We start from the raw sequence: 22626 nt of genomic DNA on the forward strand, positions 1-22626 counted from the left end.
TCAGTATGAAAAGCTAGTTTATATTCGTAATGAAATTATTAAGCAATTTGAAAAGATTATTTCATTTTCCGATAGATTGTCCGAAGGTAATTTTTATTTATACCATTGTGGAATATAGAGCTTTGCTTTCCATTGCATCCCATAGCGTCTTTATTTTTTCGCTTCTGGTTAGCTGACTGGAGGGCATGGCCATGAAGGTAAGGTATACCCAGTGCCGATAATCCGTTTCTTCCGCGTTCCACAGAGTACGTTATCTAATATTTTAAGCTCTGCTTATATAGAGGGAAAATATTGAAAAACGTCGAATATATAAATTCAGAAAAAAGGAGGATAATCATGTTATTTGTCAGAAAAAAACGAAATCAGGCGGTTCGCAGTCCTCGTATGCGCATCATACATTATACTGTCCTCTTCGTACTGCTATTCGGAGTTGTAAGTACAGGGTTATTTAGTGCAACGGGCAATATTGTCGCAGCAGATGCAGCCAGTGAGGGGACCGGGTACACCTCAGACCAACTAGAAGGTCTACAATTCCTCAACGAGGTGAGAACCCGAGCGGGTATTCCGCCTGTTCAACTGAATGCAGCGATTACTAAGGCGGCAATCTCACATGCTGAATTTTATAATGCCAATCAAGCAGATCTTCCAGGCCTGAATGCTCACTCCGAAATATCGGGAAATCCTGGCTATACTGGCCAGTCGGTAATGGCACGGATGAAGGCGGCGGGTTGGGTGTCGGGATCGCAGGGTTATGCAACGGGAGAGGTTATGCACTTCCAACAAAAAAGCAGTAAAGCAGCTATTCAAGGGTGGCTCGATACAGCCTATCACCGTGACATTATACTGGACCCCCGCTATACAGAGATTGGAATTGGCTTGGCTCAAGGAACTGCCGTCCTGGATGCCGGAGGTCCTGGAAAGACACAGCCTGTAGGTGGAGGCATCTCCGTGTACCCTTACGATCAGCAGACAGACGTACCTGTCGGGTTCTATGGAAATGAAATGCCGAATCCACTTAAACAATTTGATGTTGATTACTCGGGGTATATTATATCTGCGGCTACAGATAAGGATATGATCTCGCATAAAGCGGTGATTACCGATGAGAAAGGAACAGAGATTCCTTATCATGAAGAATTTAAAGGCGATGATACTCTTTTCATATATCCCAAGTCCATATTAAAGGGTAATCACAAGTACACCGTCTCTCTGGAATATCAAGCAGAAGGCGCTTTGGATACCCAGACGAAAGTATGGTCTTTCACCACTGGAAAGGGGCATGTACTAACACAACTGGTTCCAACTTATAAAGAAATCGTGATAAATGAAGGCGGGCAATTGCAGCTTCAAACGGAAGGCAAATATGATGATGGAACAACGGATGTGCTGTTAGGCGATGAGGTCAAGTATTCCAGTAACAAGATCAATGGTCTAAGCACATCTTCCACCGGAGCTATACTGGGTGTTAAAACAGGGGATTACACCATTACAGCATCTTCAGGTGCCCTATCTTCACAGTTCAAAGTGAAAGTATATCCAAAATTAAAATCAAAGGTCTACCCTGCTGTCGACCCAAGCAAGCTGACGGATATTACGGGGAACAAGGCATTACCAGCCATTGAATGGGCACTTAAAGCAGGCATCATGACTGAAGCGGGAAAAGGTCTCTTTAAACCCGATGCGACGGTAAGCGAAGCTGAATTCTGGACCATGCTCCTAAAAGCATATAAAGTTAATATTGAAGCTTACCAGCAAGCCAAAATAAAGCATTGGGCAGATGCGGCTTACCTTATAGCCAAGGAGCGTAATTTCCCGCTTAATGGTTTATCCAATCTGTCCGCAAGGGATAGTCAAATCACTCGGCTGAAGATCGCTGAGATTATAGCCGCAGCAGACGGGCTGAATTTCAAAAACTATGATGCTGTGAAGTTCGTGCTTGGGAAGGATTATGTGCGGGGCGTAACGGAGCTGTCATTGTCAGGCTATCAGGGGGATAAAGGGATTACCCGTGCAGAGGCTGCGCAGATCCTTCAGTATTTGCGGCCCAAGCTTACTGAATTGCGGGGACGGCCGATTAGTGCAACACCGAATTCAACGTTGCCAGAGCTACCGCCAAAGGTAGTGTACGTTAAGCCCGATACGTTCAATGATCGATCGTTCTTTTCGGAATTCCGCGAAGATTATACGCTTACGGTTGAAGGAAAGTTCACCCAATTCGCTGGTCAAACTCTCAAGGTGCGTGTGCAAACAGGGGGGAAGAGTCCTAAACAGATAGAAGACTTGAGTGTAACCTTAGACAGTGAAGGAAGGTTCAAAGTGGAGTCTGGTCCCTACGAACAAGCTTCTCTGAATTTATATTTGGCAACTCCCGGCGTTAGTTACTGTTTAAATGTACAGTATAACACCATGAATGAGAACCAATATACTAGTACAGCATCAGATTTTAAATAGTTAATTTATGGTAGATGCGATATAGTCGAGAGAAAAAGAGGTATCGACTATTATGAAGCAGCAAGAATTTAGGGGTTGCTTGACCGCGGATCAACATGGGGAGATAAACCGTAATACTTCCGTCAATTGAGCATCGACATGGCCAAAGAAGGATTCAAAGGTATCGATATTAATATGGGTTGTCCTGTAGCTAATGTAGCAGAGAACGGGAAGGGTAGCGGCCTGATCTGCCGTCCAGAACTCGCAGCGGAGATCATCCAGGCGGCCAAAGCCGGGGGACTGTCTGTCAGTGTCAAAACAAGGCTCGGTTTCAGCAGCGTAGACGAAAGGCGCGGCTGGTTAACCCATATCCTGAAGCAAGACATTGTGAATCTGTCCATTCACCTGCGCACAAGAGAGGAAATGAGCAAAGCAGATGCACACTGGGAATTGATTTCTGAGATTAAAAAGCTTCGCGATGAGGTGGCACCAGATATCCTGCTGACGATTAACTGGAATATCCCTGACCGCCAGAATTGCCTCAGGTTCGCTGAGCAGTACGGTGTGGATGGGATTATGATTGGGCGCGGTATTTTTCATAATCCGTTTGCTTTTGAGCAGGAGCCGAAGGATCACAGCAGTGAGGAATTGCTTGATCTGCTGTGGTTGCATCTGGATCTCTATGATCAATATTCAGGACTGGAACGTCGTTCGTTCAGCCCTCTTCAACGATTCTTCAAAATCTATGTCCGCGGATTTCGCGGGGCAAGTGAATTAAGAAATAACTTAATGAATACAAAGTCTACGAGTGAAGTGCGTGCGTTGCTCGATGAATTTGGAAATAAGGAGCCGATGGGGCCGAGGGACTTGGGGATTAAGTTGCTGAGTTTGTAGAAATCCGTGTAGAAAATAGAATAGACGCTAAAAGAGTGAGGATCGGATGAATGGAGAAGGGGCAAACCCGGAGCCAACAAGCCTGTCCTCTGTTTTGTTATAGAAGGTGGAATTACATGTCCCAGAGCAAATTGAAGCAATAACTGGAGGGGGTTCTCAGTCATGCGCTAGAGGGAATTGGATAAAATGTGAAAAATATATGCCCAGTTGTAATACTTTCACCATGTTCATTACTCCCAAAATAAGCAAATATAGATACAGAAGCTGATACGAAAATGCAGCCGCTTAAAAAATTATCGAGCTGCTCCGATTGTTATTGAAGGAATTATAGGAAGAGGTGTTGTGAACGATGGTTATTTTCTTCGATAGAGTTAAACGGCCACTTTGGGAGGGCAGACCCTCCATTTACTCCCATATTCAGGGACAAGGGGAATCCGTGGACGGATCGCTGCCGGATGACGAAGAATTCTGGTCCGGTGATAAAATCAGATGGGTAGCGGGCGGTATGGATGGAGCATTCGGACATCATGCCGAAGCTGCTAAGATGACGGATGAGGCACGAGAGCTGGTTCACCTGCTGGCGAAGCAATCCAGAAAGCCTAAGAATTCAACAAGAAAGGCCCTATATGCTAAGCTTGTGAAGACAGATATAGGAGGAATGATGGATGTCGTTCTGGATGAGGTACGCAAGCAGCCCGGGATACAGCCGGACTCCGTATTCCATGAAGCGAAATGGTTAGCGGAGAATGCGGCGCACCGAAATGTCGTCAAATTCGGGATTGCCTTACTGGGCCTTTTTCAAAATGAGCAAGTTAAGGATTTGCTTCTAACCTTGGGGAGACATGAGGAATTTACGCTTTATGCCGTGGTTGCGATTCATAATGGAATGGAAGACAGTAATCAAGTTTTATTTGAATTGGCTCAACAGGTTCATGGATGGGGGAAAATACATATTGTCGAGAGACTTGACCCTGCTAGTCAGGAGATAAAAGATTGGCTGCTGCGGCAAGGATGCCACAACAACGTCATGAACGAATATTTAGCCTGTATTTGTGCTAGAAATGGTGGCTTGCGGGAGGCACTTTCTGCTGACCAGGTAGATAATGCATTATTGGATGGGGCAGCCGATATCATTGAAGCGCTATTGAATGGCGGGCCTGCTGAGGACATAGATGATTATGAGCATGCTCCACAGGTGTTATTTGATTACGTGAGGCTCACTGGGAAGATAGGGGGAACTGCAAAGCATCTGTCAGCTATATTTAGCATTTACGATTTCCTGGCTGAGGATGAGGAGAAATGGACCGTACGGATGTCTGCAGGCTGGAGCGAGCAGTTAAGAAGCGATATCAGCGATGCTTGCCAATCGATTGTGGCTAACATCAAGTGGATGAGTATAGTTATGGATGCTGTTAACAGCGGTGATTCGCCGGACTGTTACTATGGCGTAGCTTGTGCTGAAAAGCTTGGCATTGATATTTGGGACACTCTCTACAATCAGCTTGCAGCCAACCCGCTACAGGATTTCTATTACTATCAGCTCATGAAATCGAATGATCCAGACCGAATTCATAGGTTTGTACAATTCGCCATCGAACACCTTCCCTTGCAGCAGATCGCCACTGGCCCCGGAAATGAAATGGGATTCGGTGAAGAATATGCAGCACATAGGAAGCTGGGCGCAATCTTGCAAAGCTTGGACCGGTTCGAGGGGATAGGGAGAGAATTGATCTTCACTGGTCTGAACAGTCCAGTGACCTCCAACCGGAACATGGCGATTAAGACATTGGAGAGCTGGGACGTTTCATCCTGGGGGGAGAAGCTGGTTCACGCAGTCTCTAATTTATCAGTAGTTGAGCATAACGACTCGGTAAAAGAACGGCTAGACCAACTCCGCGAGGCAAAGGGGTTGTAAGTATGAGGAATATTCATGATGGAGGAGCTGATGGTTGTATTATATAAAAAGAACGTGCTATTGTATTGAATATTCTGGCTTTGGTGGACAGAAGAGTTGGTGAGAAGCGGTTTTTGAGCATGGCTGAGAAGATAGTGTTGAAGCAACCGGTTGTGTGATGTTTTTATGAGTTGCGGGGTGGGACGTTAAGCAATAAGAGTGAAGTTAAGGACGTGGTATGCTTTCACGCCCTTTTTATTTTAGAGTGAGTATGTTAAACGAAATTGAATAGACGATGTGGTTTTCTTATTTTCGGTAATACAACTTTAACCTACTGTGGAATTCAGATTAAATTAAACACAAGGCGATTATGTCAGCCAATAGATTGTAAATACCCCTTTAGTTCCTCCCATCCCCCGGTTTCATCATTAGATTTGATGCGGATCAACTTGAATTCAGTGTATGAACATAAATCATCTTTCATTTTGTCATTCAAAATTGTTTTTGGATCCCGGCGATGATAACTTCCGTCGTATTCAATAGAGCAGAGCGGCTGCAAAGATTCCCTTTCGTAAATAACAAAGTCCATGTGACTCGAAAAGTAGAAGTTTTTTAAAGAATAGTCTAATGGTAGATTGATTGATAATACATCTTTTATGGGGACTTTAGGAAAGACAAGCAAAGGCATACCGCCAAGGAATATTAGCAGTTTATTATAAATCATCCGCTCACCTTCATGCATGAGCTTAATACGGTTTTCTTGCCGGATAATCTGGTTAAATGCAATGGATAATTCAATTGAGGGGCGATGAAAATTGCTTGCTTCAATTGTATAAATATAACGGCTCAATTTAGTTAAATAACCTTGCCCGTTATCAATTTGTGCAAGATTTCCGACAAGCATGAAATAATCAAGTGCACGGGTAAGGGCTACATTAATTAACCGGTAGCTGTTCTGTACAAAGTTAATCTGAAAAGATGTTGAACCTTGTGAAATCACTGTGCTGAAAATAATAGCCTTACATTCACCGCCTTGAAACGTATGAACAGTTCCTATTTTTATATTAGGTTTTCCGCTGAACATTTTTATGAGATGTTCTTTCTGAGCTGAGAAAGGTGTTACGATACCGATCTGATCAATGCCATTTTGTTCAAGTTTATTCACGATTGTATGGATTTCATTTAATTCATGATGATTGATCGTTCCTGATACAGAACCGTATACATTAGTAGAATATATTCCGGCTGTATAGGGTTGTCTCTCTGGTTCATGACGCATCATCCGTAAGCGGTTATGGTAAAATTGCTGATTGCTGAAGGACGCAATGGATGGAATGCAGCGATAGTGATAGTTGAGGAGGTGTGTACCCCCTTCGCTTAGTTGGCACGCCTGTTCAGCTCTTTCGAATGCAGAATTATTCAGATAACAATAAGGTTCAGGGTCTATTCCTGGCGCATGTGTTTCAAACAAGTTTCTGCTAAAAGTATCCTCAATCGAAACAATATGACTCAATTGATTGGTATCCCCGAATAAACAGGCCTTACGTGCAGACTGGAGCAAGCAAAAAATACTTGGAATCGAACACTGGGATGATTCATCTATGATAGCAAGATCTAAGGACATTCCGGCTGGAATACAGTTGCGTGCAGATAGACTGCTAACGAGGAGTACAGGGAACAGTTTAAGGAAAGAAGGAAAAGCAGACGAGCTGTTTCTAATATTTCCTTTCTCACGCAGCTCTTGAATAAGCCCTTTGATTTTTTGGAGCTCTTTCATATCTTTGAGAACAGGACTGGCACTGTGAAGCCACTGGTACTGCAAAAGGTGCAGGTCAATTTCATTTTTCTTCTTATATAAATTCTTCAGGTCAACTGAGGCATCCTGTTGTTGTTTCTTTATCGAAGCCAGCTCTTCTACAAGTTGAGAGCAGCGTAATTCAAGGTTGATAACTTTGATAATCTCCTCACAGAAGGCCAGGGATTGAACCGGGGTGCTGCTGTCAATATGCTCCCAGAGCTGTATTGCACCAATGGACCTTAGCTGCTTTTTCATACGGAATTTCAAATAGGTATGTATTCTTCCGGCTATGTATGAACGAAACCTTCTGAATATATCATTGCCGTACAGTTGCAGCGGTTTATCTAACAGTTCACGTAAACGAAACTCTATTTTTTCATTGGCGATTGAAATGGACTTTAAATCATTTTTCATAGGGATCAAGTGATTCAGACGTAATCTGTCATTTAGAACATTAATTAGGTCTTGAAGCTGATTAATTGTGCTGGTCATATCAATAATTTGGTTCTCTATTTGTTCAGCACGAGTTATTTCATCCATTAAGGCTTGGCTCTTATTTTTATAATCTGAGTAAGTCTCTGCAGAAAGCACATTATATTGATTGTTGTTCACTATCTCTATCATACGGTCTAAAGCAGACTGAAGCGGTACTGCAGCTTCTTTGTTTTTTGCAATATTTCCTAAACGGACGTAGCCAAAGAAATACTTGCTTATTCCGTTAGCATCGAGTTTCTCCACAATATTATCTACGGCCTGGTTATTTGTACTTGCAATGACACAAGTTTCTTGATGATTGACCTGATTGGCGATTAAGTTCAGAATAGTCTGTGTTTTGCCGGTGCCTGGAGGTCCTTTAACAATATTAATCGTATGATTTATATCATGCAGAACAGTATTTTGAGGGAGATTACCAGGTACAATATGAATTAGCATTTGATCGTCAGACATATTTGGTACAGCATAGCTATGGTATAGATAACTCTTTAAAACGGGACTCGGTTCAAACTTATCGTTCAAGATCCCCTGAATCTCTTGTGAGATATGGTAATTACTAAAGTCAGAATTCTTTGCCTGGAATACAGTATAGGCTGTTACGATTCTTGTTTCTTCGAGATCTGCAATCTCAAGCAGTTGTGTAATCATAGTATTGTCATCCAAAAAACAGGTAGGATTTGAGGAGAATTGTTCTTTTAGGTTAGTGAGGATGTTTAGAGACTGCTTATCAGCCAATGATTTATACACTTCCTGATGAAATCCACATTGATCAGCTTTATAAAGATTATGATCTGATAGGAATGTTGAATTACTCCACAGAATTAATGGGAGATAAATAAAGCCGCCTTTCTTATTTACTCTCAATAGAGGGTAGCCAAACATAATTGTTTGATCGTCTTTTAAATCATGGCTTAGTTTTTCATACCGTTCAACGACAAACTCTATGTTTAATGGATCTATTTGAGCCTGGTTTAGATCGGAAGGTTTGAGTTGGGTTGAATAATAGCTTTCATATTTTAAGCATTCTAAATAATACTGGAGCAGGTTCTTGGTAATCATTTAGTTCTCCTTATGGGAAATAAAGTATGTATATTTATATTATCCTATAAAAGTAATGAATTTGATATGGGGTAATCAACATACAGATTAGGAGTTGCGTGTACTACAGGTGATTTTAGAGATAATTGGCGGGAGTTGCCCAGTACGTTATTCTGATAATCTGATGATACCTGTGCCGATATAAAAAGCTGGTGAGTAGCGGGAACAGGATAGTGGAAATTATTCCGATAAAGACCTTCCTGGATTATATTATAGGTGAGGTGAGCTTAGCTTAGCGTAAGCGATTGAAATACAATAATGGGCGTTACTCCTAAAATGTGCAGTTATCTTTTTTGGTACTTTGATAGTAATACAACAGGTGGAAAAGCTCTATAGAACAGCGTAACTTATTCATGCTGGTTAACGCTGTTCTATTTTGTTATTATAAATATACGAACATTAGTTTTTATTAAGGTTAAAATTTGATTGAGGCAGGGTAACAATAATGAATAAAGCACCAACTATTTTTTCATTTTTTTCGGGAGCGGGATTTTTGGATCTTGGCTTTGAAAAAAGTGGATTTAATGTTGCATTTGTGAACGAATATCATCTGCCATTTATGGAGACATATCAGTATTCCCGTAATCACATGGGGATGTCACAGCCGGAGTACGGGTATCACTTAGGAGATATCACCGAGTTTGAGCGTAATCCTAAAAGTGAGCTCTTGTCAAAATTGATTAACCAAACCAAAAGTGAGGATCGGCTTGTTGGATTCATTGGCGGACCTCCATGCCCCGACTTTTCAGTAGGCGGTAAGAACAAAGGGCATGAAGGGGAGAATGGGAAGCTGTCTGCAACTTATATTGACTTAATTTGTAAACAATCCCCTGACTTTTTTTTATTTGAGAATGTTAAAGGGTTATGGCGTACCAAAAAACATAGGGCTTTCTATGAACTGATGAAAGATAAGCTACATTCCCACGACTATGTTACAACTGAACGGTTAATTAATTCCATTGAATATGGTGCACCTCAACTCAGGGAACGTATTATATTAATCGGCTTTAAGAAAAGCTTGTTGAATAAGCTCGGGATTGAGTTAGAAGCAGGTCAGACACTCACTGATGTGTTCCCATGGGAAGATCATCTTAAATATCACATTGAAGAAATTAATGCAATGCCATGGCCGGGAATGGAACCGTTCGCTGAGAATGGAAAACGTGAAAGACCAGCCGGCATCAGTGAAGAATTAACCGTTGATTTCTGGTTTGAGAAAAATGATGTCGGGAATCATCCTAATGCCCACCAGCATTTTACCCCACAGGCTGGATTGGCCAGGTTTTTAACCATTCCGGAAGGGGATGATTTGAAGAAGTCTTATAAGCGGCTGCATAGATGGAGACCTTCTCCGACTGTGGCTTACGGTAATAATGAAGTACACCTTCATCCCTATAAAGCCCGCAGATTATCTGTTGCTGAAGCATTGGCACTGCAAAGTTTACCAAAGGAATTTCAATTACCTCAAAACATCACGTTATCCAACGCATTCAAAACAGTAGGTAATGGGGTTCCTTATGAAGCATCTAAAGGAATTGCTGTAACTATTCTGGATTTTTTGAAGGTGGGAGAGTATGGAGAAGCTAACCGCAGCTAATCTTGTACATGAAATTGGTATGTTACCAAGGGATGGTATTTTTAATTATATTAATAGCAAAACACCAACTTTGGTTAAGATCATTAATATTGTAAGACCGCAAGGGCCGATTAAAATTCAAAGAATTAGGCCTAACAAAGGTGAAACTTGGGAAAAGGCGAAAGTTCAGTCTATATCTGTTCCAATGATTTGGAGACTAGCTAATGCCTTAATGCCAGATCATCCGATAAATGTAGACAGGATATTTGGCGGCAGCTACAATACCCGGTCTGCTCTAGAAGCTCTACTGGTGCATACACCGCAATTTTATTATTGTTATCCTGGACGCATAGAGAGTATTAGTTCAAAAAATAAGATCAAACCTGGTCATAAACACTTGATGTGGTGTCCGGATCACCCTCATGCTCCCAATATGCTGGTAAAAGCAGAAGTTGAGATGGTTATCTCGGAGGTACCAAGTACTGAGATTGTTTATGATGCTCTAGTTCTTCCGGATGAATATCATAGTCCCGGACTAGACATAGAACTGAAACGCAGACACTCCCAAATGCAAATTGCACTTATAGAAATCGGGCAGCACCTTGGCTTTAAAACATGGGTTGCCCAGAACGATAAAGGAATAATATATAAAAATCAGAAGCTTGGTGAAATGGAAGGCGTAATTGGATCATTGAGAAGAGAAGAAAATTTGATGTCGTCTTTTAATGAAGCTCAAAAAGCGGCTTTACTTATTGATTGTATCTGGTTTAAAAATGGCAGACTAATGCCAGCGGTAATGGAAGTTGAGCATAGTACAGGCGTGACGAGCGGCTTAACCCGTATGAAGGGGTTACAGGATGCACTTCCGCCGTTTCCTACCCGTTATGTTATCATTGCACCGGACGAGGACAGGGAGAAGGTTTTTAGAGAAGCATCACGCCCGCAGTTTCAGTCACTAAATGCAAGGTTCTTTCCTTACAGCGCAGTTGAAGAGATGTATGCCCTTTTTAAACGGCGTAATATTAAAGGTGTTACAGAAGAATTCCTGGATAGTTACATGGAGCCAATTCTGGTCCAGTTAGCTTGATATTGAACAAGCAATGTAAATACTCAGTAAAGTTTTCCCGGGTTTAAGTTTGGATCCATATCCATCATGATGGAAGTGATATTATGGCTGACAAAATAAGCAAGGAAAAACGAAGTGAAAATATGAGGGCAATCCGCTCTGTGTCAATGCTGGAAAATTTGGTTACAAGAGCAGTTTGGGCAAAAGGGTTACGCTTCAGGAAAAATGTTAAAGGTATGCCTGGGAAACCGGATATTGTTATAAAAAAGTATAAAACAGTTATTTTCATAGACTCGTGTTTTTGGCATAACTGTCCTATACATGGAACGATACCTAAGAGCAATACTGAGTTCTGGATTGAAAAACTTATGAAGAATAAACAAAGGGATATTAATATTAGTAACTATTACACTGGAGAAGGCTGGAGTATTCTTCGTGTGTGGGAACATGAAATCAGATCTGATTTTAACACGGCTATAGAAAAAATTACAGACTTTATAAACTTGGCTAAATCAAAGGAGTCCTTTCTGTAGGGACTCTTTTTTATTTATAAAAGAACATGAATTTTAATGTCGATAGAGAACTTATGTTCCTGTATAATCGAATTATTAATAATATCTAATTCATGTATTTAACATGTATTAATAGTAATTAGAGGGAAAACCCAAAAAAATGTCGAAGAATAAATATGGGATTTATGAAAGGGAGCACAAGAATATGCGGATAGATTTTACAATCATGAAACCGGAAATTCCGGTGTTATCCTTTTTTAGCGGTGCAGGCTTTTTAGATATCGGCTTCATGCAAGCTGGCTTTAAGACTGTCTGGTCTAATGAATATGACCGCAATTTTGTGAAGGGATTCGAATATGGTCTTAGCTCTATGACGGGACAACATCACAGAATAATAAATAATACATCAATTATCGGAATTGGGCCCAATCAAATTATGCGGGAAGCATTTCATAATACTGCAGTTCCTGATATTTTTGGAATAATAGGCGGTCCACCTTGCCCGGATTTTTCAATAGGAGGAAAGAACAAAGGGCGTACCGGAGAGAATGGTGTTCTTTCTAAGATCTATGTTGATAAAATAATGGATCTTCAGCCAACCTTTTTTTTATTTGAAAATGTGAAAGGGCTCTTTAAGACAGCAAGGCACCGTGAATTTTTCGATGATTTGAGAAAGCAGTTTTCGGAACACTATATGACTGATGTACGTATTTTGAATGCTCTGGATTTTGGAGTACCGCAGGACAGGGAACGTGTATTTATGGTGGGGTTAAAAAAGAAATGGTTAAAGAAAAAACTTGGTGTCAGAAATATTCCCAAGGATTATGAGTGGTTTCAATGGCCCGAGGATAAACATTTTGCAGGTGCAAAACAGCGGTTTGCATGGCCGCGGGAAGTGCCGTTTGGAATTACTCCTGAGAAGCCTGCCAATATTCCGGAACAATTAATGGTGGGGCCAATTATATGTAATCTGGATGAAACGGCTCTTTTGCCCAATGGTCTTGAAGGCCTAAGGCCTATGAGCGATAAATATCATGTTATACATGAAGGTGACGTATCACGGAAAAGTTTTAAACGGCTGCACCGCTGGCGCTATAGCCCCACTGCAGCTTATGGGCATAATGAGGTTCATTTGCATCCGACACAACCGAGAAGGCTGACAGTCCGGGAAGCTCTCCGGATTCAAAGTGTTCCTGATACGTACATATTGCCTGCGGAAATGCCTCTAACATATAAATTCAAAACAATTAGTAACGGTGTACCTGTAAAACTGGCTCATGCAATGGCGGTTGCGATCAGAAGAATGATAGAGGAGGAACCTAGATGACGCCAACAGTTAAGTTTTTTGATTTTACACCAGATCCCAAAGTGCTGATAGCTCTGACTCATACCCCAATGCTTCCATTAGATGCATTATGCGAATTAATTGATAATGCGATAGATTCATTTCAGGCTGCCAGACTCACAGGTATAAGGATAGAAAATCCTCTAATTTCCATTGAGCTGCCAAGAAATTCAGATCTTAATAAAAATACCGGAATAATACGTATCCGTGACAACGGACCGGGCATGACGGCTGAAATGGCTGAAAAGTCAATCAGGGCGGGATTCTCCGGTAATAATTCATATGATAGTCTCGGGTTATTTGGTATGGGTTTTAATATTTCTACAGGTAAGTTCGGCAGAGTAACCAGGCTGCTGACAGTCCGGGAAAATGAAGAGCAGGCTATAGAGGTGGTAATTGATCTTGAAAGTATTAATCAGTCTAAAAATTATCAGCTGCCTGTAAATCCCGTTGATAAACCAAGGGGAATTAGTCACGGGACAGTTATTGAAATAAGCCAATGGTGGCCTGAGGGAAATGCAAACAGCCAGTTTGTCAAACGTCTCATTCATTACGGACTTCCAAAAGTGCGTTCTGAGCTCGGCCGGCGCTATGCCACAGTATTATCCAAGCGGGAAATCAGAATAATGGTAAACGGAGAACCCTGCGAAGCATTTGAGCATTGTGTCTGGGGCTCTAACAGATATGTTGAACGGAAAGGGCATGGACAGATTCATGCCAGATATGACTTCGACCATATTATTGGGGTGCAGAGAAGATGCGGTAATTGTACAGCTTTAATTCCGGATGAAATGATTGAATGTCCATCATGTAAATCTTCAAACATCCGGAGTGTTGAGGAAAAGGTGAAAGGCTGGGTCGGTATCCAAAGATTCGACGACAGCACTGAATACGGAATTGATTTAATCAGGAATGGCAGGGCGATCCGGATAGCTGAAAAAACAGCTTTTTTTGAATTTGTAGATGAATTTAAGAAAACAATTATGGATTATCCTATTGACGGGCCATTCGGAAGAATATCAGGTGAAGTACATCTAAACCATGTCCCGGTAGACTTTCTAAAACAGGATTTTCAGCGCAGCAGCTCTGAATGGCAACGTGCCATCTCTTATTTAAGAGGGGAGAGCTCATTGCAGCCTAGTCAGCCGGGTGCGGATCAAAACAAAAGCTATATCTACAAACTGTATCAGGGGTACCGCAGAGTCAGAAAGCCGGGGAAGGCCGACTTATATATGGGATATTGGGATAGGGATTCCAATGAACCTAAGCGTATATCAAGGGATGTAGAAAAAGAATATTATCAAAAATTCTTAGAGAAATTGCCCGGATACTATGATGATTCAGAATGGTGGAAGCTGGTAGAACAAGCTGATTCCCCGCCGCTTGAAGAATTGGTTGATTGTCCGGAATGCAGCGCGCAGAATTTGAAGGAACATGATACATGCAATGTTTGCGGCTACATATTAATAGGGAAGCCATGTATTAATCCGGATTGTAAACATGAGATCCCCAAGTCAGCGTATTCTTGCCCGGAGTGTGGCATGTCCCAGGTGCCAAAAATTGAAGAACCATGGACCTGCCATGTTTGCGGTACCAAAAACAGGGCTGCTGAAAAGAGCTGTACATCATGCAGTGAGAAGAAAGGCACTGAGAATACTCTTTCAAAGGAATTCCTCTCACAGAATGCCAACAAATCTGATGATTTATCTATACCAGGCTGTTCAATTATGCTGGCTGACGGTGTTTATAGTTCACCTGTGAATGTAAATGTTTTTATTACTCAATTACCGATAAAGTCAATTCAGCAAACTGACGGGATTCCGCTGATTGTTTTTAAGGAAGAAGAAATAGATGTCTACCTGGACAAAACCCACAAATTGTTTAAATCGTTCCAGATCCGGCCTGAACAGATGATAGCTGCTGAAGTTGCACTTTACATTTATGATATGAACCGGAGACTTTCCGGAAAACAATATCACGGAAGACACGCCCTCTCAACAATTGAATGGCAGATTCTAAACAGCCGATGGTCTGATAAACTTGAGGATAGCCCGGACAAAATCCGGGAAGAAGTTTATAGATTCTTTATCCAGTTAAAAGAGAAACTTCCGGAGCTTTTAAAAGAAACAGCCACCGATATATTTGACGAGATGGACGAAGAACAGAAAAGAGCAATGGTTGATAACATGCTTAATCAAAATGCTGATATCAGCCGGCTTGGAGAGATGAAGGAGACCGGTTTATTTCTATTGTATATTGATGAGGCAGTTATTACTGATATTTTTAAAAAGTATCCGCATGTATTTTTCGATGGAGGGATATGGGAAGTTGCATACTCAAGTCCGGCGGAATTAAACGATACAATATTACACAAAGCGCAAATAAGGATCAGGAATATTTATCTTAACTGTTTAAATGATATGGTGAACTATATTAAATATCGTTCAACTGAGACAGGAATCTCTCAAAAAACAAGACTGTCATTGGAGTTTCTCCAGCAAAAGGTGATAAAGTGAGTACTTTCATCAGTGAAATAATTTTAAAGTCCGGCACATGGCAGGCATTTGAAAGAGTAGTCTCACGTTTACTGGCACATGAAGGATTTGAAGGCATAAGGCTAGTGGGTCAATCCGGTGACCGCGGGGCTGATGTTCTAGCGCACCGGGCTGGTAAACGGTGGCTGTTCCAAATGAAACACTGGAAAAACAGGGTTGGTGTTGATGTTGCTGACCAGACGCTGGAGGCTATGAGAATTTACAGAGCTCAGGTTCCAGTAATTGTAGCTTTAAACGGATTTGATGAAAGGCTGAAGGAGCATCAAAGAACTCTGATGAGCAGAGGAATTCCGCTACAGCTGTGGGATACAAAGGTGCTTATCACCAGGGCGGAAAAACTTCCGGAAATGCCCGTACTTAACAGAAATCCGCGTGAGTATCAGGAGGAGGCCATTCGATCTGCAATACAAACATTTAACGAAAAGAATAAAAAGGCCCTGATTGTGATGGCTACAGGACTAGGTAAGACTTTTGTTGCATGTGAATCTGTCAGGCGGATTAACGCAATATCTCCACTGAAATTTCTTGTAATAGCCCATACGAATGAGCTTGTTTATCAGATAGAGAAAGCTTTCTGGCCGTTTCTGTCTAAGGAACAGGAAACAACGGTATGGAACGGATATGAGCAGCCTGGCGAAGAGCGTCTTGAAAAAAGTAATGCCGTTTTCGCATGTTTAAATACAGTTGCTGATTATGTCCAGAGAGGGAAAGAACTGCCGTTTTTTGATCTCATTATTATAGATGAATGCCACCATGTTGGGGGACAAATGTATAACGCCGTATTACAAGAGACTCTGGCTGGTACGGAATGCGGACCATTTCTTCTTGGGTTGACAGCAACACCGTGGCGTCCGGATGATGTTGATCTTTCAGAATATTTTGGTGAACCTCTTGTTAGTGTGGATATTGTTACCGGTTTACGTAACGGCTTTTTATCTGATGTCGATTACAGAATGTATACTGACAATATAAACTGGGAAGCTCTAGGAGAATTAAAAGGAAGGAATTTTTCGCCGCGGCATATTAACAGGACTCTGTTTATCACTGAGTGGGACGATGCTGTTGTATTTGAGCTGAAAAGGGTGTGGCAGGAACAAAGTAAACCAAGGGCAATTGTTTTCTGCGGTACGATAGATCATGCAGCTACAATGAGAGACCGTATTAATTCACTCGGTTTCTGTAACGCGTCGGCAATATATTCACAGACTACTGCCGGCCGTTTAATGGATCCTGCAGAACGTAACCGTATACTCTGCGACTTTCAAGACGGTGTAATTGATGTTTTATGTGCAGTTGATATTTTAAACGAGGGTGTTGACGTGCCGGATGTGAACATTATTGTATTTCAGAGAGTGACCCACAGCCGGAGAATATTTATTCAGCAGCTGGGCAGAGGTTTAAGGTTGTCAAAAAATAAGGAGAAAGTTATTGTTCTTGATTTCGTATCTGATATACGCAGATTTGCAGCAGGCATTAATTTGAAAGATGGCCTCGCTGAAGATGGGCCGGCTCCGGGGAATCCGGTAAGAATTAGCCTGCCGCATAAAGTGACATTCAGAAAAGCAGGCGGTGAGGATCCGCAAACGGAGTCCTTTTTAAGACAATGGCTTGAGGATGTGGCTGCGGTAGAAGGAGCGGGCGAGGATACAAGCATACTTAAATTTCCGCCGGAATTACGGGGAGGACGAAAATGACATTTGATGAAGTCATCAATGATATTGAGAAGATGATCGGGTTAGAACTGGAAAGTATTAAGGCTGGTGCTAACATTACGCTTACCGGGATAGACAAAAGAGCTAAGAGGATCGAATTAATGACCTCGGCGGGCAAACTTAAAACAAGGCCCTTTAGTGAACTTGAAAAAATATGGAATAAACTCTGTTCTTCATCAGCTGCTCATGTAGATAGTGTTCTTGGAGGCTCCGGATCAAGCCGGAACCAGCCCGAGACTGTGATGGCTAACCTGCCGTATGTTGAATGGTTTTTTATAGATGGTAAAAAGCATCTGGCTATAGTAAAGGAGCCGGCGCATGGTTACGGGACGCTTTTAAAGATGGATGAATTAGCTGCAATTGAAATAAAAGATAAATTATTGAACGTAGCAAATACTGCATGCGAAGTGGTTGTTATTACTGAAGACATTAGGGAAACTGCTTATGCTTATGAGAAGGTTACAGGAATACCATTATACCCGGTTTCTCCCGGCGTTTATGAGCAATATAAAGATAAAGTCAGATTTATTATTGTGTCCAAAAGCAATTTGGATAATCAAGTTAAGCAGGGAACTTATATAGTGGTTTCTGGGGTGGAGAACATGAGTTCTGAGCCGAAAATACATTTAGACGGGCGGGAATTTCAAGTGTTTTCTGAGGGCGGGATTGAGGTTTTCATTTCATTATAATCATTATAACTAGCATTTAGACGCGAAATACACCCGGATTTAGGGTGTATTTTTATTATGGCTTTAGCCAGTTGAGTGCGTGAAACGCGCGAAACAAAAAACCACCCGCTATGCGGGTGGAGGGAACGAGGGTTTGACCACCAAGACCATTCCGATAGAATTGAGATGTTCAGGCTCAATGGAATGGAATGATCAAAGATGGCAAACAAGAGCTATAGTCTAGCTCACACGAAGTGGATGTGCAAATACCATATCGTGTTCACCCCGAAGTATAGACGGAAAGAAATTTATAATCAAGTGAGGAAAGATCTAATCGAAATTTTCATACGTCTATGTAAGTACAAGGGAGTTGAAATTCTAGAGGGCCACATGATGCCCGATCATGTTCACATGCTGGTGCGATCCCACCGAAAATTGCGGTCTCAACATTCATGGGATATTTAAAGGGAAAAAGTTCGCTCATGATATTCGAAAAGCATGCCCAGTTCAAGTATAAATACGGAAATCGGAAATTTTGGGCAGAAGGATACTATGTAAGCACTGTAGGTCTGAATGAGGCCACCGTAGCCTAATATATACGTGAACAAGAAGCACATGACCAAGCCATAGATAAGCTGAGTGTAAAAGAGTACGTAGATCCATTTAGCGACAAAAGGAACAAAAAGAAATAAACCCGTTTAACGGGTAAGTGAAAATGATAAATTACACTGAGCCTGAACAGAACTGCTGTCAGGCTAGCGTCTTTAGGCGCAGTTTGGCAACAAGGGGTTATACCCCAAGAGCAAACCACCCGTTGGACGGGTGGTCCTGATTTATCGACAAAAAAGAAAGGTATTTGATTTGATTATGTAGAAATATAGGAGTAATTATCTAAAAGTATGAAGGAAGAGTCTTATGTATCAGGTATACGATAAATGGAGTTCGGCGCCATCGGAATCCTGGTCGGCGATTCCCAAAAGTGGTTCTGCTTGCCCTAGTTCATGAATCTACAAGACGGCGTCCAAACCATTCTGGGCTGGAAGAAGTCCAAATGCGAAGTACAAACACCTTCCCATGTCGTTCAGATGATTGAACAGGGCTTCGAAGCCGCGAAAGGTTTCGGTCAAGCGCTGCTGCTTTTGGATCGATACTTCTTGTCGGTTCCGGCCTTGGAACGGCCGAATGCGTGCCATCTTGCTTCCGAAACCCGCATGCACCTGGTGACCAAAGCCAAATCAACGTGGTTGCCTACGAACGTCCCCCTGCAAAAAAAACGAGACGAAACCGACAACTAAAAAAGGAAAGTCAGTCAAATTAAAGGGGATATTCGTGACTCGAGCGGCCGATTCAGTTTCTGTGCATGGATCTGTTTTGGGGCCAGCGCTTGTATCAGGAATTACGTTTCGTGCTGGTGGTACATGAGGGCCACTACTCCGTTTTGGTCAGTACGGATTTGGGCCTAACAGCTACCGACATATCATCCGCTTGTACAGCTATCGCTTCAAAACCGATGTGCGTTTCGGGAAATGAAGCAGGTCACCCATGACTTCGGTTACCGCTTCTGGAGCAAGTCGATGCCGAAGCTGAACCGATATTTGAGAAAAGAGGGAACGCATCCCCTCGAAGCGGTAACGAACGAACAAGACCGTCAGCGCATCCAGAAAACTATTCAAGCTATCGAGGGATTCGTGATGTGCATGTGCATTGCAATGGGACTCCTACAACTTGTCTCCTTGCAGTTTTCAGGCCGGATGTCGGTGCTGTTTTTCCGTTATCTGCGAACGCCCTCCCATGCCGTGTGCGATTCACTGGTTTCATAACGCTGTAGAACTTCTTACTGTTAATTACAATAATATTCGAATCTACTTTTATTGTGTTTTCCCAGGTGAATTTTAGGAGGAAATAATTTAGTTTTATCGAATATAATCCATTAAATGTAAAAAAACCACAGAAAGGGCGAACGACGATAGGAACTATTAAGCATCTATGAAATCACTCGCTCTTTTGATTATGTATGATAAGTTGTACTCCTCTCTAAGATAATCCAAGGAAATGTGAGAGGTGGAGGGAAATGGAGCTAGAGATGTATTATAAAGAAGATACTGGTGGCTGGTTTCTAATTCCAGATTGGTCTACTTTTTTTATTAATCTTGGGAAAGAACTTGCTTTGAGAAATACAGGGAGTAAAAGATGGACTGCTGCCTTGACATTGCCAGCGAAGGAATATATCGCTCCTTTTATTGGTGTTGGAATCTTGTCTTCAGTATTCATAAAGAGTTCTGCCGATGATTTGCTAGAAGTTCATTTTCAAAGTTTATCCTCGCTTGAGAAATATACTCCTGTCTGGTACAGGAAAAACAAGCGGATATTAAAAGCGGTTTTTCTAGGTGTTACTGATTATCAAGGGGAGCAAAGGCTGCTCATACAAACACAATCAACAAAAGCAGGTGGCTTAACGGAGTATATATCAAAGGAAAATGCATTGGAAATACAACTAAATCCGAATGAAAACCAACGTTTACCGAATAACCAAAAGGGACGAGCTATGACTGTAGAATCTCGCTTAACAGATTCTATTTTTGGAGTGCACTCGCAAGCTTTACTCAAGCAGCCTAAAACCAGAATTTGTTTTGTAGGTGGAAAGGAACAGCTTGAGAGTGAGATTACAACAAGAATGTTTGCAATTTATGAAGATAATCAAATGATTAAAGGTTCATTAAATGATTTACTGCGGGTTAGACAGTTTCAGCACAGCGTTGACCCGTATCAATCACAATTTGTTTCCTCACTTGCGAGAAAAAATGAACCTGACTTAAATCTGACCTCTACTTCTATAATTATATACTCAGGCTCCAATGGTTTTTTAAATTGGAAAGAAGATTTTCAGTATACAAACTCCATTGTGGTTCTTGACCGTTCCGAGCCTCAATTTGAGTTTGCAGTTGAGGAAATCAACAATAAATATATTCAAAGTAATAGGACACCCTTTTCAAAATTGGACCTTGAGGCAATGCCCGGCGGTATTGAATTGTTATATTGGGAGGAGACAAGATGAATACTCTATCCAGCGTGAGCAAATTATTTGAGCTGGCAAGTAATTATAACTTGCGATTTCATGAAGTGTCTTCAAAACCGCTTGCTGAATATTCTTTATCGTTAAAAAAGCTTGAGTATCAAATTCTAAATCAGGATGAGGGCGACATTCTTCTGAATGATTTACTAACACATTTTCGTAAATTCAGATTTATACTCTCTGCTAGTCCTCTTCCTTTCTCCGCGCACAGCGAATTGATAAATAGTAAGGATTTGAACAGGTTGTCACGACAATGTCAGCTGATGTACCAGGATTTGAAAAAGGATATTGATACCGTGCTGGAGACTTATGAAGCTTTACGTAACTCTCCGGAGAAACCTGTATTGGATTTTTTACGTGAAAATTTTAAAGATAAACGTTCCACTGGTTTGGTTTTAAAAACTGCCAATGATTTGAATGCAGTAGAAGAAGTATTAAAGCGTACTTTTTTATGGGACAAGTCTTTTTCAGTGGTTACGCCTTCAAAATTAAAAAAGAGCTTTTTCTTTGACAGACTTATTATTTTGGGGCCAACCTACTGGTATCCAGATTATCTATTTCACTGCCCGCGCTCCTCGAGTATTGAAATTATTCTGTATGACTGGCAGTCATACCACACACCGAGAATGGAATATTTCACAAAATCCCATTCCCCAATTTCATCCTTGCTACAGGGATGCAATATACACATGAGAAATACAAATGATATTGATTACCGGGAATTAATAGAAGTCAGTGATCAAATTATTGATTACAAAAAAATCGAAAAAAGTATAGCAAACAGGCCTGCCCTTACTGCAACGGAATATGTCAGTGCGAAATTAATTGGTTTGGCAGATGCTAAAGGCATATTTTTTGAGGATCATTCAATAAAAAATATATGGACGATATCAATGCAGTCAAAGGAACCGATATTAAAATGTTCTGTTAATGAATTGGATACAGACAGTTACTTACTTATAAGAACTGGTACTGGGCGTGATTATATACAGATCAAAGCTGATGAATTTATCGGAAACCGTGCTGAAAAAATGCGCCACCGTCATTATGTCTGGAAAAAAAGGCTGCGCAAATATACGGCTAAATACCCGGCGGAAAAAATCTGTTTCTACCTCCGGAAGCATGGGGGAACCCGGGTAAATAAGATAAACCTTAGAAACTGGGCTTCAGACGATAATATTAAGCCGAGGGAATATAATGATTTTTTAGCCCTCATGAAACTTGTTAAATTTGAAGATCATGCAGAAAAGTTGTGGAAGGAAGCAGAAGACTTATTTCGTGCGCATCATAGGGCTGGAATGGTTATACGAAAATTACTGATTCAAGAAATTAAGAAATCGAACCTTGGGAAATTGGAACTTGAACAAAAAATGACCTTTCATTTGCCAGATTCTGAAGATGCAACATTTACGGCATATAAGATCGAATACATAAGTCAAAATGTTTTCCAGGTTGAGCCTCACCAGTTAAGAGCATTAATTGATTTCAACCATTTGGGGGGACAGTAAAG

14 protein-coding genes and 3 pseudogenes are annotated in these 22626 nt (G+C 41.4%); 16 read left to right on the top strand and 1 reads right to left on the bottom strand.

From position 1 onward, the window contains the following. The first annotated feature begins 336 nt into the window (after positions 1-336). The 4 genes and pseudogenes from UQ64_RS29245 to UQ64_RS33070 form a co-directional block, all read left to right on the top strand. Positions 337-2451, top strand: a complete 2115-nt coding sequence (locus tag UQ64_RS29245; RefSeq protein ID WP_060626944.1) for a CAP and S-layer homology domain-containing protein — start codon at positions 337-339, stop codon at positions 2449-2451. A 96-nt stretch (positions 2452-2547) separates the two neighbouring features. Then, positions 2548-3324, top strand: a pseudogene (locus UQ64_RS29250) (tRNA dihydrouridine synthase); the annotation flags it as partial. Between the two features lie 349 nt (positions 3325-3673). Further along, complete coding sequence (locus UQ64_RS29255) at positions 3674-5239, top strand: hypothetical protein (RefSeq protein WP_060626945.1); 1566 nt, start codon at positions 3674-3676, stop codon at positions 5237-5239. A gap of 59 nt (positions 5240-5298) precedes the next feature. Continuing rightward, positions 5299-5397, top strand: a pseudogene (locus UQ64_RS33070) (SF0329 family protein); the annotation flags it as partial. Positions 5398-5591: 194 nt separating this feature from the next. Here UQ64_RS33070 and UQ64_RS29260 read toward each other — a convergent pair. Continuing rightward, positions 5592-8570, bottom strand: a complete 2979-nt coding sequence (locus UQ64_RS29260; protein WP_060626946.1) for an AAA domain-containing protein — start codon at positions 8568-8570, stop codon at positions 5592-5594. 484 nt (positions 8571-9054) lie between these two features. On the opposite strand from UQ64_RS29260, the gene UQ64_RS29265 reads away from it, so the two are divergent. From UQ64_RS29265 to UQ64_RS29315, 12 genes and pseudogenes are all read left to right on the top strand, one after another. Continuing rightward, on the top strand, positions 9055-10206 hold the full coding sequence (locus UQ64_RS29265; protein WP_060626947.1) for a DNA cytosine methyltransferase: 1152 nt from the start codon (positions 9055-9057) through the stop codon (positions 10204-10206). Further along, complete coding sequence (locus tag UQ64_RS29270) at positions 10184-11272, top strand: hypothetical protein (protein WP_060626948.1); 1089 nt, start codon at positions 10184-10186, stop codon at positions 11270-11272. Before UQ64_RS29265 ends, UQ64_RS29270 begins: the two co-directional genes overlap by 23 nt. Positions 11273-11355: 83 nt before the next feature. Beyond that, positions 11356-11784, top strand: coding sequence for a very short patch repair endonuclease (locus UQ64_RS29275; RefSeq protein WP_060626949.1), 429 nt, complete (start codon positions 11356-11358; stop codon positions 11782-11784). A 205-nt stretch (positions 11785-11989) separates the two neighbouring features. Continuing rightward, positions 11990-13090: a DNA cytosine methyltransferase gene (locus UQ64_RS29280; protein ID WP_076104171.1), complete on the top strand. Its 1101-nt coding sequence runs from the start codon at positions 11990-11992 to the stop codon at positions 13088-13090. Then, positions 13087-15624 carry an ATP-binding protein gene (locus UQ64_RS29285; protein ID WP_060626951.1) on the top strand — a complete coding sequence of 846 codons (2538 nt, stop codon included), beginning with the start codon at positions 13087-13089 and terminating at the stop codon, positions 15622-15624. Before UQ64_RS29280 ends, UQ64_RS29285 begins: the two co-directional genes overlap by 4 nt. After that, the gene (locus UQ64_RS29290) at positions 15621-17357 is read left to right on the top strand and encodes a DEAD/DEAH box helicase family protein (RefSeq protein WP_060626952.1); all 1737 of its coding nucleotides are present in this window, start codon (positions 15621-15623) and stop codon (positions 17355-17357) included. The genes UQ64_RS29285 and UQ64_RS29290 overlap by 4 nt, the downstream gene beginning before the upstream one ends. Next, complete coding sequence (locus tag UQ64_RS29295) at positions 17354-18064, top strand: hypothetical protein (RefSeq protein ID WP_060626953.1); 711 nt, start codon at positions 17354-17356, stop codon at positions 18062-18064. The genes UQ64_RS29290 and UQ64_RS29295 overlap by 4 nt, the downstream gene beginning before the upstream one ends. 198 nt (positions 18065-18262) lie before the next feature. After that, a pseudogene (gene tnpA / locus UQ64_RS30550) lies at positions 18263-18735 on the top strand (IS200/IS605 family transposase). Positions 18736-19044: 309 nt separating this feature from the next. Beyond that, positions 19045-19338: a hypothetical protein gene (locus tag UQ64_RS31845; RefSeq protein WP_060626954.1), complete on the top strand. Its 294-nt coding sequence runs from the start codon at positions 19045-19047 to the stop codon at positions 19336-19338. A 231-nt stretch (positions 19339-19569) separates the two neighbouring features. After that, entirely contained in the window at positions 19570-19863 is a 294-nt protein-coding gene (locus tag UQ64_RS31850; RefSeq protein ID WP_209445905.1) for a hypothetical protein, read from the top strand. A 251-nt stretch (positions 19864-20114) separates the two neighbouring features. Beyond that, the gene (locus tag UQ64_RS29310) at positions 20115-21098 is read left to right on the top strand and encodes a hypothetical protein (RefSeq protein WP_060626956.1); all 984 of its coding nucleotides are present in this window, start codon (positions 20115-20117) and stop codon (positions 21096-21098) included. Then, the gene (locus UQ64_RS29315) at positions 21095-22624 is read left to right on the top strand and encodes a DrmE family protein (protein WP_060626957.1); all 1530 of its coding nucleotides are present in this window, start codon (positions 21095-21097) and stop codon (positions 22622-22624) included. Before UQ64_RS29310 ends, UQ64_RS29315 begins: the two co-directional genes overlap by 4 nt. Positions 22625-22626 lie beyond the last annotated feature (2 nt).

The organism is Paenibacillus etheri (genome assembly GCF_001012825.1).
GTDB lineage: Bacteria > Bacillota > Bacilli > Paenibacillales > Paenibacillaceae > Paenibacillus_AQ > Paenibacillus_AQ etheri.

What these genes read in the sequence shown, in the direction of transcription:
- UQ64_RS29275 (WP_060626949.1), top strand. Translation starts at nt 11,356, where the DNA reads ATGGCTGACAAAATAAGCAAGGAAAAACGAAGTGAAAATATGAGGGCA.
- UQ64_RS29315 (WP_060626957.1), top strand. Translation starts at nt 21,095, where the DNA reads ATGAATACTCTATCCAGCGTGAGCAAATTATTTGAGCTGGCAAGTAAT.
- UQ64_RS29255 (WP_060626945.1), top strand. Translation starts at nt 3,674, where the DNA reads ATGGTTATTTTCTTCGATAGAGTTAAACGGCCACTTTGGGAGGGCAGA.
- UQ64_RS29310 (WP_060626956.1), top strand. Translation starts at nt 20,115, where the DNA reads ATGGAGCTAGAGATGTATTATAAAGAAGATACTGGTGGCTGGTTTCTA.
- UQ64_RS31850 (WP_209445905.1), top strand. Translation starts at nt 19,570, where the DNA reads ATGAAGCAGGTCACCCATGACTTCGGTTACCGCTTCTGGAGCAAGTCG.
- UQ64_RS29270 (WP_060626948.1), top strand. Translation starts at nt 10,184, where the DNA reads ATGGAGAAGCTAACCGCAGCTAATCTTGTACATGAAATTGGTATGTTA.
- UQ64_RS29285 (WP_060626951.1), top strand. Translation starts at nt 13,087, where the DNA reads ATGACGCCAACAGTTAAGTTTTTTGATTTTACACCAGATCCCAAAGTG.
- UQ64_RS29265 (WP_060626947.1), top strand. Translation starts at nt 9,055, where the DNA reads ATGAATAAAGCACCAACTATTTTTTCATTTTTTTCGGGAGCGGGATTT.
- UQ64_RS31845 (WP_060626954.1), top strand. Translation starts at nt 19,045, where the DNA reads ATGAATCTACAAGACGGCGTCCAAACCATTCTGGGCTGGAAGAAGTCC.
- UQ64_RS29260 (WP_060626946.1), bottom strand. Translation starts at nt 8,570, where the DNA reads ATGATTACCAAGAACCTGCTCCAGTATTATTTAGAATGCTTAAAATAT.
- UQ64_RS29245 (WP_060626944.1), top strand. Translation starts at nt 337, where the DNA reads ATGTTATTTGTCAGAAAAAAACGAAATCAGGCGGTTCGCAGTCCTCGT.
- UQ64_RS29295 (WP_060626953.1), top strand. Translation starts at nt 17,354, where the DNA reads ATGACATTTGATGAAGTCATCAATGATATTGAGAAGATGATCGGGTTA.
- UQ64_RS29280 (WP_076104171.1), top strand. Translation starts at nt 11,990, where the DNA reads ATGAAACCGGAAATTCCGGTGTTATCCTTTTTTAGCGGTGCAGGCTTT.